At 60.1% G+C, this 14,402-nt stretch carries 14 protein-coding genes; 10 read left to right on the forward strand and 4 right to left on the reverse strand.

What is annotated here, in order from left to right:
- The 4 genes from ACI77D_RS28100 to ACI77D_RS28115 form a co-directional block, all read right to left on the reverse strand.
- On the reverse strand, positions 1 to 960 hold a 960-nt coding region (locus ACI77D_RS28100; RefSeq protein WP_407017959.1), incomplete at its 3' end, for a hypothetical protein.
- 171 nt (positions 961 to 1,131) lie between these two features.
- A complete protein-coding gene (locus tag ACI77D_RS28105; RefSeq protein ID WP_221296047.1) occupies positions 1,132 to 1,527 on the reverse strand; it encodes a DNA polymerase III subunit chi in 396 nt (131 codons plus the stop codon).
- A gap of 7 nt (positions 1,528 to 1,534) precedes the next feature.
- Complete coding sequence (locus ACI77D_RS28110) at positions 1,535 to 1,963, reverse strand: DNA polymerase III subunit chi (RefSeq protein ID WP_064450857.1); 429 nt, start codon at positions 1,961 to 1,963, stop codon at positions 1,535 to 1,537.
- A 51-nt stretch (positions 1,964 to 2,014) separates the two neighbouring features.
- Positions 2,015 to 3,505, reverse strand: a complete 1,491-nt coding sequence (locus ACI77D_RS28115) for a leucyl aminopeptidase (protein ID WP_407017960.1) — start codon at positions 3,503 to 3,505, stop codon at positions 2,015 to 2,017.
- 284 nt (positions 3,506 to 3,789) lie between these two features.
- On the opposite strand from ACI77D_RS28115, the gene lptF reads away from it, so the two are divergent.
- From lptF to tadA, 10 genes are all read left to right on the forward strand, one after another.
- Positions 3,790 to 4,908, forward strand: coding sequence for an LPS export ABC transporter permease LptF (lptF, locus tag ACI77D_RS28120; RefSeq protein ID WP_064450859.1), 1,119 nt, complete (start codon positions 3,790 to 3,792; stop codon positions 4,906 to 4,908).
- Positions 4,901 to 5,980 carry an LPS export ABC transporter permease LptG gene (gene lptG, locus ACI77D_RS28125; protein ID WP_064450860.1) on the forward strand — a complete coding sequence of 360 codons (1,080 nt, stop codon included), beginning with the start codon at positions 4,901 to 4,903 and terminating at the stop codon, positions 5,978 to 5,980. Before lptF ends, lptG begins: the two co-directional genes overlap by 8 nt.
- 151 nt (positions 5,981 to 6,131) lie before the next feature.
- The gene (gene lepA, locus ACI77D_RS28130; protein WP_407017961.1) at positions 6,132 to 7,931 is read left to right on the forward strand and encodes a translation elongation factor 4; all 1,800 of its coding nucleotides are present in this window, start codon (positions 6,132 to 6,134) and stop codon (positions 7,929 to 7,931) included.
- A gap of 5 nt (positions 7,932 to 7,936) precedes the next feature.
- Positions 7,937 to 8,791, forward strand: coding sequence for a signal peptidase I (gene lepB, locus ACI77D_RS28135; protein WP_064450861.1), 855 nt, complete (start codon positions 7,937 to 7,939; stop codon positions 8,789 to 8,791).
- A 152-nt stretch (positions 8,792 to 8,943) separates the two neighbouring features.
- Positions 8,944 to 9,633, forward strand: coding sequence for a ribonuclease III (rnc, locus tag ACI77D_RS28140; RefSeq protein ID WP_017136295.1), 690 nt, complete (start codon positions 8,944 to 8,946; stop codon positions 9,631 to 9,633).
- Complete coding sequence (era, locus tag ACI77D_RS28145) at positions 9,626 to 10,528, forward strand: GTPase Era (protein WP_034102340.1); 903 nt, start codon at positions 9,626 to 9,628, stop codon at positions 10,526 to 10,528. Before rnc ends, era begins: the two co-directional genes overlap by 8 nt.
- A 155-nt stretch (positions 10,529 to 10,683) precedes the next feature.
- The gene (gene recO, locus ACI77D_RS28150; RefSeq protein WP_221294024.1) at positions 10,684 to 11,373 is read left to right on the forward strand and encodes a DNA repair protein RecO; all 690 of its coding nucleotides are present in this window, start codon (positions 10,684 to 10,686) and stop codon (positions 11,371 to 11,373) included.
- Between the two features lie 51 nt (positions 11,374 to 11,424).
- Positions 11,425 to 12,168, forward strand: coding sequence for a pyridoxine 5'-phosphate synthase (pdxJ, locus tag ACI77D_RS28155; RefSeq protein WP_262667094.1), 744 nt, complete (start codon positions 11,425 to 11,427; stop codon positions 12,166 to 12,168).
- Positions 12,169 to 12,392: 224 nt separating this feature from the next.
- Positions 12,393 to 13,769, forward strand: coding sequence for a multicopper oxidase family protein (locus ACI77D_RS28160; protein WP_407017962.1), 1,377 nt, complete (start codon positions 12,393 to 12,395; stop codon positions 13,767 to 13,769).
- Positions 13,769 to 14,266, forward strand: a complete 498-nt coding sequence (gene tadA / locus ACI77D_RS28165; protein WP_064450865.1) for a tRNA adenosine(34) deaminase TadA — start codon at positions 13,769 to 13,771, stop codon at positions 14,264 to 14,266. The genes ACI77D_RS28160 and tadA overlap by 1 nt, the downstream gene beginning before the upstream one ends.
- Positions 14,267 to 14,402: the final 136 nt, after the last annotated feature.

The following is a 14,402-nucleotide window of genomic DNA, read 5'->3' on the forward strand; positions in this document are numbered from 1 at the left end:
CAGCGAAGTGACAGTGCTGGAACTGGTGAGTTTGGGTGGGCTGCCTGGCGGCAGGGCGTTGCCAGAACCAGATATTGCAATGCTAAGCGTATGGGCCGTATCGGCCGATAGCCTAGCGGATTGACTGAACTGACCGAACTTCAACGTGACCTGGCCAGGAGCAAGATCTTGAGGAAATGGGTAGGTCCAGTTGCCGTTGGCGTCGGCATAACAATCGCCGTAGTAGACGTTGACGGCATCATTGTGCACACCAATTCTGGCGTTGGGCGCGGCTTTGCCGGTGAATGTTGGTCGGAGTGTCTGGACGGTGCTGTTGTTGGCCGGGCTGGTGATGACAGGTGGGGTGCCATCGGCCATGGCGCCGCCCCCAGTGCTCATCAATAAAACCGTCAACTGCACACCCACCCAAGACGATAAGGCATTGCCCCCGGCATCTTTCGCGATTAGAGCAAGGTCTACCCAGTTATTGGCATCAACGACAAGGTCAGTAGTTGGTGTGGCTTCCCAATAGCCATTACTGTCCGCACCCACTGAAGCGTAGTAAACGCTGCCACCCGAATGGGCAATCACGACAGTCGCATTCGGTGGTGCGGTCCCTGTAAGCTGCGGGCGAAGGGAGTCAACGATAGTCAGGCTGGTGAGAACGGGGGAGTTATCTGACTCAGAGGGTCCGTTTCCCGCTATTTGAGGAGGGGAGCCAACGTGAAAGGGAAGATTGGGTGCATACCCTTGGCTCAGGTCGTAATAGGCGGTAACTGAATAGGGGCCCAAAGGTAGTGCTACGTGGGATTGGGTCAGCCAATTGCCGTTTCCATCGACGGTTGTTTGTGCAACGACTAGACCGGTATTTGATTGGCATATGGTGACAGGTTGGCCTGGAATTCCTTCGCCGAAGAAAATCGGGAATTGCGCAGGTGCCCATTCGGTAATTGGATAAAACTGAGTAGGAACGCCCATCATCTAAATCTCCGACAAGGAATAATTTCAGATGAGCTTTGTCCCAAATCGCTTGTGCATCTACTGTTAGAAATGCCAGTTACGACAGGTGGTCATGTCATGATGTGAGTGGATGCATGCCCTCCTTGGCACCGCCCGCGTCGCGACATAGGCATTCTGGACAGGCATCCTGGATCAAGACTGATACTGATTGAGCAACCGCTCCATGCGCGCATCCAGCCGGCGCTTGATCTCGGTTTCGATATGCGGGGCAAAGTCGTCGATCACGTCTTGCATGATCAGTTGTGCGGCGGCGCGCAGTTCGTTGTCCAGGTGCAGCAGCAAGGCGTCAGGCGCCTTTTCGGCAGCAGCCGCGGCAGGCACGGGTTCTACAACCGGGGCTGCAGCAGCTGGCGCCGGTGCGGCGGGCTTGCCACCGACCAGGTCGAACAGCAGCGGAATCTGTACCTCGCCATCGACCGTGTCGGTCAGCAGCGGCGGTTGCAAGGCATCATCACCCAGCAATTGACGGATCGACTCCAGGTCGTCCAGCAAGTGGTCGTCTTTTTTAATCGGGTTGGGAGTGTCCATCATGTGCTCAAAGTCGTTGTAGCCGGTGATCCTGCAGAGGATAGCCCTGTTCGCGATAGAAACGGAAACTCTCCCGCGCGGCCTGACGAATAGCCGGGTCTTCCACCACCACTTCCGCCACGCGGGCAAAAGCCTTGGCAAAGGTCGGTACTTTCAGGTCCAGGTTGACCAGCAGGTCATGGTGACTGCCGCAGTTGTCGCCCAGGCCCAACACAATCAGGCCTTCGGGTTCGGACTCGGCGGGGCCGTGGGGCACGAAGCTTTCACCCTTGAAGCGCCACAGGCGGGCATCGAGGTCGTCTCGTTGGGCTGCATCGCTGCAATGCAGGTAGATGCGGTGGCCCATGCGCCAGGCTTTTTCGGTGAGTTTGCAGGCAAAGTCCAGGCGCGCAGAAGGATCGGCGCTGGGCAATATATAGAAGTCGACTTGGGTCATTGCGGTTCCTGAGACCGGGGCGGCGGGATGGCCGCCCCGGAATCTTCAGTTTCAGGCTTTGGCGCGATCCAGCAGGTACTGGGTCAGCAGAGGAACCGGACGGCCAGTGGCGCCCTTGTCCTTGCCGCCGCTGGTCCAGGCCGTACCGGCGATGTCCAGGTGCGCCCAGTTGAAGTTCTTGGCAAAGCGCGACAGGAAGCAGGCCGCTGTGATGGTGCCGGCTTTCGGGCCGCCGATGTTGGCGATGTCGGCGAACGGGCTGTCCAGCTGCTCTTGATACTCATCGAACAGCGGCAGTTGCCAGGCGCGGTCGTCGGCAGACTTGCCGGCGCTGAGCAGTTGCTCGATCAACTCGTCGTTGTTACCCAGCAGGCCGGACGTGTGAGCGCCCAGGGCGACCACGCAGGCACCGGTCAGGGTGGCGATGTCGATCACGGCCTGTGGCTTGAAACGTTCGGCGTAGGTCAGCGCATCGCACAGCACCAGGCGGCCTTCGGCGTCGGTGTTGAGGATCTCGACGGTCTGGCCGCTCATGGTAGTGACGATGTCGCCCGGACGGGCCGCGCCGCCGCTCGGCATGTTCTCGGCACACGCCAGGATGCACACCAGGTTGATCGGCAGCTTGAGCTCCAGCACGGCACGCAGGGTGCCGAACACGCTGGCGGCGCCGCCCATGTCGTACTTCATCTCATCCATGCCGGCGCCCGGCTTGAGGCTGATGCCGCCGGTGTCGAAGGTGATGCCTTTGCCGACCAGGGCGTACGGCTTCTCGGATTTCTTGCCACCGTTGTATTGCATCACGATCAAGCGTGGTGGCTGGTCGCTGCCCTGGCCCACGGCGTAGAACGAGCCCATGCCCAGTTCCTTGATCTTCTTCTCGTCCAGCACTTCAACCTTCAAGGCCTTGAACTCTTTGCCCAGCGCCTTGGCTTGTTCGCCCAGGTACGTTGGGTGGCAGATGTTCGGCGGCAGGTTGCCCAGGTCGCGGGTGAACGACATGCCGGCGGCGATGGCCTGGGCGTGGGTCACAGCGCGCTCGACCTCAGCTTGGGCAGCCTTGATGGTCAGCAGGGTGATTTTCTTCAGGGCGCGGGGTTCGGCTTTCTGGCTCTTGAACTGGTCGAAGACGTAGCTGCCGTCCACCAGGCTTTCGGCCAGCAGGCGGGTCTTGCCGTAGCTGTCGCGGCCTTTTACCACTATTTCATCGAGTGCCAGCGCAGCATCGGCGCCGCCCAGGCCTTTAAGGGCGGTGAGGAGGGTGCTGATGATCTTGCGGAACGGGCGATCGCCCAGTTCGGCGTCCTTGCCCACGCCCACCAGCAATACGCGGTCGGCTTTAAGGTTAGGCAGGCTTTGCAGCAACAGGCTCTGGCCGACTTTGCCGGCCAGGTCGCCGCGCTTGAGGATCGCGCTGATAGCGCCGCCGCTCAGTTCGTCGAGTTGCTTGGCGGCGACGCCGAGCTTGCGCCCTTCGCCGACGGCGACCACGAGGGTGGCGGTTTTCAACGTTTCGGGGCTAACGCTTTTTACAACCAATTCCATTTTCGGGTCCCTTATAAAGGTCGGTGAGCCTGGAGTCTGTGTACCCAGGCTTAAAGCGAGGCAGCTGTGTAAACCGCCCGCGACAAAGGCCGCAGTTTGAACCTCGCCGGCGGAGCCTGACAACCCTTGCCGCACGCTTTGTGCACGCGTATGAGCAAGCACCGTGACAGGCGCGGTCAATCACAGGATAATGCGCCATCTTTTTAGCCGGCCCGTGCAAACGGGTCGACTCGGTATGCTTGCTTGTTTGGCCGCCTTAGCCTGACAACCCTGGAGTGTCTGGTTTGATCGTCTTCCGTTATCTGTCCCGCGAAGTCCTGTTGACCCTGAGTGCCGTGAGTGCGGTATTGCTGGTCATCACCATGAGTGGTCGTTTCGTCAAATTCCTCGCCCAGGCCGCCTCGGGCGCTCTGGACCCCGGCTCGTTGTTCCTGATCATGGGCTTTCGCCTGCCGGGGTTTTTGCAACTGATCCTGCCGCTCGGCCTGTTCCTGGGCATTCTGCTGGCTTATGGCCGGTTGTACCTGGAAAGTGAAATGACCGTGCTCTCGGCCACCGGCATGAGCCAGCAGCGTCTGCTGGCCATGACCATGGTGCCCGCTACCGGCGTTGCGCTGGTGGTGGCGTGGTTGAGCATGAGCCTGGCGCCCCAGGGCGCCATGCAGTTCCAGCTGCTGCTGAACAAGCAGGATGCAATGACCGAGTTCGACACCCTCGAGCCCGGGCGCTTTCAGGCGCTCAACGACGGCACGCGGGTGACCTATACCGAAACCATGACGGATGACCGCTCCAACCTGGGTGGGGTGTTTATTTCCCAGAAAAACCTGGGGCAGAATCAGAAAGACCGTGGAATTTCGATTCTGGTGGCCAACAGCGGGCGCCAGGAAGTACGCCCTGACGGCAGCCGTTACCTGATCCTGGAAAATGGCTTTCGTTACGACGGCAGCCCAGGGCTGGCGGATTATCGGGCGATCAAGTACGACACGTATGGCGTAATGCTGGCCAAACCGGAGATCAGCGAAGAGGTCACCGACCGCGACGCACTCCCGACGTCGTCGCTTTTCGGCAATACGGAACTGCGCTCCGTCGCGGAACTGCAATGGCGAATTTCCCTGCCGCTGCTGGTGTTTATCGTGACCTTGATGGCGGTGCCGCTGTCGCGCGTCAACCCGCGTCAGGGCCGTTTCCTCAAGCTGTTGCCAGCGATCCTGCTGTACATGGCCTACCTGACCCTCCTGATTTCCGCCCGTGGCTCCCTGGAGAAGGGCAATCTGTCGCCGGCCCTCGGCCTGTGGTGGGTGCACGGGATTTTCCTGGTGATCGGCCTGGGGCTGCTCTACTGGGAACCTATCCGTTTGAACATGAAGAGCCGTCGTGGCCTGAAGGAGTTGGCTCGTGGCTAAGCTCGATCGCTACATTGGTAGCAGCGTACTGATCGCCATTCTGGCGGTATTGGGCATCATCCTTGGCCTGGCCTCCTTGTTCGCCTTCATCGATGAAGTGGGCAATGTCACCGACACCTATACGGTCACGGACGTGCTGAGCTACGTGGCGCTGACCGCGCCGCGCCGTCTCTACGACATGATGCCGATGGCGGCACTGATCGGCTGCCTGATCGGCCTGGGCAGCCTGGCCAGCAGCAGCGAATTGACCATCATGCGCGCCGCCGGTGTTTCCATCGGCCGTATCGTCTGGGCGGTGATGAAACCCATGCTGTTGCTGATGGCGTGCAGTGTGCTGATCGGCGAATACGTGGCGCCACCGACCGAAGCCACGGCCCAGGCCAACCGCGCCCTGGCCCAGGGTTCGGGAGATGCGCAGAGTGCCAAGCACGGCCTGTGGCACCGCCAGGGTGACGAGTTTATCCACATCAACGCCGTGCAACCGGGCGGTCTGTTGGTGGGTGTGACGCGTTATACGTTCGATAAAGAGCGGCACATGCTGACTTCCAGTTTCTCCAAGCGTGCGCAATACGATGAAGGGAAGTGGGAGCTGTACGAAGTCACCACGACTTATTTCCATAATGTAGGGCAGGGCACCAAGGCCAGCACCGAAGTCGTCAATGTGCCGTCCGAGCAGTGGGACATCGCGCTGAAGCCGGAGCTGCTCAATACCGTGGTGATGGTCCCGGAAGCTCTGCCGATCTCCGGTTTGTGGGGCTATATCCACTACCTCAAGGATCAGGGGCTGAACAACGGCCGCTACTGGCTGGCATTTTGGGTCAAGGTGTTGCAGCCGTTGGTCACCGCCGCGCTGGTATTGATGGCTATTTCGTTCATCTTCGGCCCGCTGCGTTCCGTGACCCTTGGCCAGCGGGTGTTTACCGGCGTGCTGGTGGGCTTCACCTTCCGTATCGCCCAGGACCTGCTGGGCCCGTCGAGCCTGGTGTTCGGTTTCTCGCCGCTGTTTGCGGTGCTGGTGCCGACCGCGATCTGCGCCCTGGCCGGGTTCTGGCTGTTGCGTCGGGCCGGTTGATACTGCGCTTATGAACAAAAAATGCCCCGCTCCCAGGATCGGGGCATTTTTGTTCTGGTCAGCAAAGATGACGCCCGGCCTGAGCATCAGGTACAATTCCCGGCTATTTTTCAGCGGGCAATCTGCCTGCAGCCTTTTTGAGTGTTGATCCGTGAGTGATTTGAGTCATATCCGCAATTTCTCCATCATCGCCCACATTGACCATGGCAAGTCGACGCTGGCCGATCGATTCATCCAGATGTGCGGCGGCCTTGCCGAGCGTGAAATGGAAGCCCAGGTCCTGGATTCCATGGACCTTGAGCGTGAACGCGGGATCACCATCAAGGCCCATAGCGTTACCCTGTACTACACCGCCAAAGACGGTATCAAGTACCAGTTGAACTTCATTGATACCCCCGGCCACGTTGACTTCACCTACGAAGTCAGCCGTTCGCTGGCAGCGTGTGAAGGCGCCTTGCTGGTGGTCGACGCCGGCCAGGGCGTTGAAGCCCAGTCCGTTGCCAACTGCTACACCGCGATCGAGCAGGGCCTTGAGGTCATGCCGGTGCTGAACAAGATCGACCTGCCCCAGGCCGATCCGGACCGCGTTAAAGAAGAAATCGAAAAAATCATCGGCATTGACGCCACCGACGCTGTCGAGTGCAGCGCCAAGACCGGCCTGGGCGTCGACGAAGTGCTCGAGCGCCTGGTCAAGACCATTCCTGCGCCAACCGGCAACTACGAAGATCCGCTGCAAGCGTTGATCATCGACTCCTGGTTCGACAACTACCTGGGGGTTGTTTCCCTGGTACGTGTGCGCCACGGCCGCGTGAGGAAGGGCGACAAGATCCTGGTTAAATCCACCGGCAAGATCCACCTGGTGGACAGCGTCGGCGTATTCAACCCCAAGCACACCGCTACCACTGACCTGAAGGCCGGTGAAGTAGGCTTCATCATCGCCGGTATCAAGGACATTCACGGTGCACCGGTCGGTGACACCCTGACCTTGAGCTCTACCCCTGATGTAGACGTGCTGCCGGGCTTCAAGCGCATCCAGCCGCAGGTTTACGCCGGCCTGTTCCCGGTGAGCTCCGACGACTTCGAAGACTTCCGTGAAGCCCTGCAAAAGCTGACGCTCAACGACTCGTCGTTGCAGTACACCCCGGAAAGCTCCGACGCCCTGGGCTTCGGCTTCCGTTGCGGGTTCCTCGGCATGCTGCACATGGAGATCATCCAGGAGCGCCTCGAGCGCGAATACGACCTGGACCTGATCACCACCGCGCCAACGGTTATTTTTGAACTGTTGCTGAAAACCGGTGAAACGATTTACGTCGATAACCCGTCCAAGCTTCCAGATCTGTCCTCCATTGAAGACATGCGCGAGCCGATCGTGCGGGCCAATATCCTGGTCCCGCAGGAACACCTGGGCAACGTCATTACCCTGTGTATCGAAAAACGTGGCGTACAACACGACATGTTGTTCCTCGGTACCCAAGTGCAAGTGACCTACGATTTGCCGATGAACGAAGTGGTCCTGGACTTCTTCGACCGTCTCAAATCCACCAGTCGCGGCTATGCTTCGCTGGATTACCATTTCGATCGTTACCAATCGGCTAATCTGGTGAAACTGGATGTGCTGATCAACGGCGATAAGGTTGATGCTCTTGCGCTGATCGTGCACAAGGACAACGCGCACTACAAAGGTCGCCAGCTGACCGAGAAGATGAAAGAACTGATTCCGCGCCAGATGTTCGACGTCGCGATCCAGGCCGCCATTGGCGGGCAGATCATTGCGCGAACCTCCGTCAAGGCTCTCAGAAAGAACGTACTGGCCAAATGCTACGGTGGTGACGTAAGCCGTAAGCGCAAACTGCTTGAGAAGCAAAAGGCCGGTAAAAAACGCATGAAGCAAGTGGGCAACGTGGAAATTCCACAAGAAGCCTTCCTTGCGGTGCTCAGGTTGGATAGTTAGGTCCTATGTCACTAAATTTCCCGCTGTTGCTGGTCATCGCCGTTGCCGTTTGCGGTCTCCTGGCGTTGCTCGATCTGGTGTTCTTCGCCCCGCGTCGGCGGGCGGCTATCGCGTCCTATCAGGGCAGCGTCAGCCAGCCCGATGTCGTGGTGATCGAGAAGCTGAACAAAGAGCCTCTGCTGGTTGAATACGGCAAATCGTTCTTTCCCGTGTTGTTCATCGTACTGGTGCTGCGGTCGTTTCTGGTGGAGCCGTTTCAGATCCCTTCGGGGTCGATGAAACCTACCCTGGACGTCGGTGACTTCATCCTGGTGAACAAGTTTTCCTACGGGATCCGCCTGCCGGTCATCGACAAGAAAGTCATCCCGGTCGGTGATCCGCAGCGCGGCGATGTGATGGTGTTCCGCTACCCTAGCGACCCGAACGTCAATTACATCAAGCGCGTAGTAGGCCTGCCGGGCGACGTGATTCGCTACACCAGCGACAAGCGTCTGTTCGTCAACGGGGAATCGGTGGCCGAGAAGTTGATCGGTGCCGAGCCGAACACCCTGGGCAGTGCCGAGTTGTACCAGGAAAAACTCGGGGCTGTAGAGCACCAGATCCGCAAGGAAATGAGCCGCTACCGTTCGCCGCCTGACACCGAATGGAAAGTGCCGGCCGGGCACTACTTCATGATGGGCGACAACCGCGACAACTCCAATGACAGCCGCTACTGGGATGACCCCAACATTCCCAAGGACCTGCTGGGCATGGTTCCCGACGAGAACATTGTCGGCAAGGCCTTTGCCGTATGGATGAGCTGGCCGGAACCCAAACTCAGCCACCTGCCGAACTTCTCGCGGGTCGGGCTGATCAAGTAATACAGGCGGCGCTGTGAACACAGCGCCGAATGCTTTTCTGGGGTTGGGACAATTCATGGCCCGGCCCCAAGCGACACCAATCGGGATTTAAATTTGAACACTGCGTCAATCGTCGATGGCCGCCGGTGCCACCAAACAGATATGGGTAAACCGTGAGCGTTTCTCTAAGCCGTCTCGAGCGTCAGCTCGGCTACACCTTCAAGGACCAGGAATTGATGGTCCTTGCCCTCACACACCGCAGTTTTGCCGGGCGTAATAACGAACGCCTGGAGTTTCTCGGTGATGCCATCCTTAACTTTGCCGCCGGTGAGGCGCTGTTCGAGCGTTTCCCTCAAGCGCGCGAAGGTCAGCTGTCACGCCTGCGCGCGCGCCTGGTCAAAGGCGAGACCCTGGCCGTGCTGGCCCGTGGTTTCGGCCTGGGCGAGTACCTGCGCCTGGGGTCGGGTGAGCTGAAAAGCGGTGGCTTCCGTCGCGAGTCGATCCTGGCCGATGCCCTTGAAGCGTTGATCGGTGCGATCTACCTCGATGCGGGTATGGAGACGGCCAAGGAGCGCGTGGTTGCCTGGCTGGCTTCGGAGATCGAAAGCCTGACGCTGGTCGACACCAATAAAGATCCCAAGACCCGCCTGCAGGAATACCTGCAGTCGCGCGGTTGCGAACTGCCACGCTACGAAGTGGTGGATATCCAGGGTGAGCCGCATTGCCGCGTATTTTTCGTGGAATGTGAGATCACCTTATTGAATGAAAAAAGCCGAGGTCAGGGTGTGAGCCGTCGTATTGCCGAACAGGTAGCGGCCGCTGCAGCACTGATTGCCCTGGGCGTGGAGAATGGCCATGACTGATTCAACCGCAACACGCTGTGGCTATGTTGCCATCGTCGGCCGCCCGAACGTGGGCAAGTCCACGCTGCTGAACCACATCCTGGGCCAAAAGCTGGCGATCACCTCGCGCAAGCCGCAGACCACCCGCCACAACATGCTGGGCATCAAGACCGAAGGCACCGTGCAAGCGGTGTATGTCGATACCCCGGGCATGCACAAAGGCGGCGAAAAGGCCCTCAACCGTTACATGAACAAGACCGCTTCGGCGGCGTTGAAAGACGTCGACGTGGTGATATTCGTGGTCGACCGCACTAAGTGGACCGACGAAGACCAGATGGTTCTGGAACGTGTGCAGTACGTCACCGGCCCCTTGATCGTCGCGCTGAACAAGACCGACCGTATCGAGGACAAAGCCGAGCTGATGCCGCACCTGAGCTGGCTGCAGGAACAACTGCCGAACGCCCAGATCATGCCGATCTCGGCCCAGCACGGCCACAACCTCGACGCCCTGGAACGTGTGATCGCCGAGCACCTGCCGGAGAACGAGCACTTCTTCCCGGAAGACCAGATCACCGACCGCAGCAGCCGTTTCCTCGCCGCCGAACTGGTACGCGAGAAAATCATGCGCCAGATGGGCGCCGAGCTGCCGTACCAGATCACCGTTGAAATCGAAGAGTTCAAGCAGCAGGGCAAAACCCTGCATATCCACGCGCTGATCCTCGTCGAACGTGACGGCCAGAAAAAAATCATCATTGGCGACAAGGGCGAACGCATCAAGCGCATCGGCACCGAAGCGCGCAAGGACATGGAATTGCTGTTCGATTCCAAGATCATGCTTAACCTGTGGGTGAAGGTTAAAGGTGGTTGGTCTGATGATGAGCGCGCGTTGCGTTCGTTGGGCTACGGCGACCTGTAAGGACACCGCAGGGCAAAAAATGTGGGAGGGGGCTTGCCCCCGATAGCGGTGGGTCAGTTAATAAATAAGTGACTGACACACTGCCATCGGGGGCAAGCCCCCTCCCACATTAGGTTTGTGTAGTTTTCAAAAATGCATTCCAGCAGTGAGAACCCATGTCCCAATCCCCACCCCCCAGCCAACCCGCCTACGTCCTGCATAGCCGCGCCTACCGCGAGACCAGCGCCCTGGTGGACTTCATCACGCCCCAAGGTCGCCTGCGCGCGGTATTGCGCAGCGCACGGGGCAAGACGGGTACGCTGGCTCGGCCGTTCGTGGCCCTGGACGTGGAGTTTCGTGGCAAGGGCGAGCTGAAAAACGTCGGCCGGCTGGAAAGCGTCGGCACCTCCGCCTGGCTCAATGGCGAAGCGCTGTTCAGTGGCCTCTACCTCAACGAACTGCTGATCCGCCTGCTGCCCGCCGAAGACCCGCATCCGGCGGTCTTTGATCACTACGCCGCCACCCTGATAGCCCTGGCCGAAGGTCGCCCCCTGGAACCGCTGCTGCGCGCCTTCGAATGGCGCCTGCTTGACGACCTCGGCTACGGCTTTGAACTGAGCAACGACCTGCACGGCGACCCAATCGCCGCCGACGGCATGTACCGCCTGCAAGTCGATGCCGGCCTTGAGCGCGTCTACCTGCTGCAACCGGGCCTGTTCCAGGGCACCGAGCTGTTGGCCATGAGCGAAGCTGACTGGACCGCGCCAGGTGCCTTGTCCGCCGCCAAGCGTTTGATGCGCCAGGCGCTGGCCGTGCATTTGGGTGGACGGCCGCTGGTCAGTCGCGAGTTGTTTCGAAAGCCCTGACATCCCCGTGTATGCTGTGCACCGTTTCTTTCCCTTTTCAGGAGCGCTTCCGTGACCACCAGCAATCGCATTCTTCTTGGCGTCAACATCGACCACGTCGCTACCCTGCGTCAGGCCCGGGGCACCCGTTACCCTGACCCGGTCAAGGCTGCGCTGGACGCCGAAGAAGCGGGCGCCGACGGCATCACCGTGCACCTGCGCGAAGACCGCCGCCACATCCAGGAGCGCGACGTGCTGCTGCTCAAGGACGTGCTGCAAACCCGCATGAACTTCGAGATGGGCGTGACCGAAGAAATGATGGCGTTCGCCGAGCGCATTCGCCCGGCGCATATCTGCCTGGTACCGGAAACCCGCCAGGAACTGACCACCGAAGGCGGCCTCGATGTGGCTGGCCAGGAAGCGCGGATCAAGGCTGCGGTGGAGCGCCTGTCAAAGATCGGCAGCGAAGTGTCGCTGTTCATCGACGCCGACGAGCGCCAGATCGAAGCCTCGCGTCGTGTCGGCGCGCCGGCCATCGAACTGCACACCGGCCGTTACGCCGATGCCACCACGCCGACCGAAGTCGCTGACGAGCTGCAGCGCATCATCGAGGGCGTAAAGTGCGGCCTGAATGAAGGTCTGATCGTCAACGCGGGCCATGGCCTGCACTACCACAACGTGGAAGCGGTGGCCGCGATCAAGGGCATCAACGAACTGAACATCGGCCACGCCTTGGTGGCCCATGCACTGTTCGTCGGTTTCAAAGGCGCGGTCGCCGAGATGAAAGCCATGATCCTTGCCGCCGCCAAGCATTAAAAACATCCCATGACCCCGATGGGAGCGGGCTTGCCCGCGATGGCGTTATGTCAGTCAGTGCAGTATTAACTGGCACACCGCTATCGCAGGCAAGCCCGCTCCCACCTGTGCTCATGGGTGGTTTCTGCAGTGCGGCAATGCGAAGCCTTACTGTTTAGCCGGGTCAGGTGTATCGTATCTGCCCTTTGCGGGCCTCTGGCCTGCGGCAGATACGTGAGGTTGTTGTGTCCCGATCCTTTTCCCGTCGACAAATCCTGGGTGGCCTTGCAGGCCTGGCCGTAGTGGGCGTCGGTGCCGGTGGCGCCTATCGCTACTGGCTGGGGAAAGTTGCCGAGGCTGAAGCGGGGCACGATTACGAGCTGATCGCGGCACCCCTGGACGTGGAACTGGTGCCAGGGCACACAACCCAGGCCTGGGCATTCGGCCCCTCCGCGCCAGGCACCGAGTTGCGCGTGCGCCAGGGCGAATGGCTGCGGGTGCGCTTTATCAACCACCTGCCGGTTGCCACCACCATCCACTGGCATGGCATCCGCCTGCCGCTGGAAATGGACGGCGTGCCTTACGTCTCGCAGTTGCCGGTGTTGCCTGGCGAATACTTCGACTACAAATTCCGCGTGCCGGACGCCGGCAGCTACTGGTACCACCCCCACGTGAACAGCAGCGAAGAGCTCGGCCGTGGCCTGGTTGGCCCGCTGATCATCGAAGAGCGCGAGCCGACCGGTTTCAAGCACGAACGCACCCTGAGCCTGAAAAGCTGGCACGTGGACGAAGAGGGCGCTTTCGTCGCCTTCAGCGTGCCTCGCGAGGCAGCACGTGGCGGCACGGCCGGGCGGCTGTCGACGATCAATGGCGTGTCCCAGGCGGTGATTGATTTGCCGGCGGGGCAGATCACCCGCGTGCGGTTGCTCAACCTCGACAACACCCTGACCTACCGCCTCAACATTCCTGATGTCGAAGCACAAATCTACGCGCTGGACGGCAACCCTATCGAACCACGCCCATTGGGCAAGGAATATTGGCTGGGCCCGGGCATGCGCATCTGCCTGGGGATCAAGGCACCGCCTGCGGGTGAGGAGTTGTCGATCCGCAACGGCCCCGTGCGTCTGGGCACCTTTCGCTCGGTGGCCAATACCGACGCGCCCACCGAATGGCCACCGGCGTTGCCCGCCAACCCGATTGCCGAGCCGGACCTGGCCAACGCCGAGAAACTCAACTTCAATTTCGAGTGGGTCGGCACGGTGTCGGTGGATGACGGCAAGCCGCCAAGCCTGTGGCAGATCAACGGCAAGGCCTGGGACATCACCGACAAGACCTGCGCCGACCGCCCTATCGCCAAACTGGAGAAGGGCAAGAGCTACATTTTCGAATTGAAGAACATGACCCAATATCAACACCCGATCCACCTGCACGGCATGAGCTTCAAAGTGATCGCGTCGAACCGCCACAAGGTGATTCCGTACTTCACCGACACCTACCTGCTGGGCAAGAACGAACGTGCCCGCGTGGCGTTGGTGGCCGATAATCCGGGGGTGTGGATGTTCCATTGCCACGTAATCGACCACATGGAAACCGGCCTGATGGCCGCCATCGAGGTGGCGTGATGCGCCAGATTCGCCCCGCCGCGATTATCGACCGCAGCCGCGACCAGGACTTTATGCGCGAAGCCCTGGCCCTCGCGGCCCAAGGCGCGGCACTTGGCGAAGTGCCGGTGGGTGCCGTGCTGGTGCAGGACGGTGAAATCATCGGCCGAGGCTTCAACTGCCCGATCAGCGGCAACGACCCCAGCGCCCACGCCGAGATGGTCGCCATTCGCGCCGCTGCGCAAGCGATCAGCAACTATCGGCTGGTGGGCAGTACGCTGTATGTGACCCTGGAGCCGTGCAGCATGTGCGCGGGCCTGATCGTACATTCACGCATCGCGCGAGTGGTGTACGGCGCGCTGGAGCCCAAGGCCGGCATCGTGCAAAGCCAGGGCCAGTTTTTTACCCAGGGGTTTCTCAACCATCGGGTGTTGTTTGAAGGCGGGGTGTTGGCTGAGGAGTGCGGGACGGTGTTGAGTGAGTTCTTTAAGGCTCGTCGAGCCAAACCCACGCTCTAAAGAACACTGAACACCAATGTGGGAGCTGGCTTGCCTGCGATAGCTATCTTTCAGTCAATTCATCAGTGACTGATACACCGCTATCGCCGGCAAGCCAGCTCCCACATTTGAATCTCCATTTTTTCAGGGAGATTGG

It is taken from the genome of Pseudomonas sp. O39, assembly GCF_045447295.1.
GTDB classification, from domain to species: domain Bacteria; phylum Pseudomonadota; class Gammaproteobacteria; order Pseudomonadales; family Pseudomonadaceae; genus Aquipseudomonas; species Aquipseudomonas antarctica_A.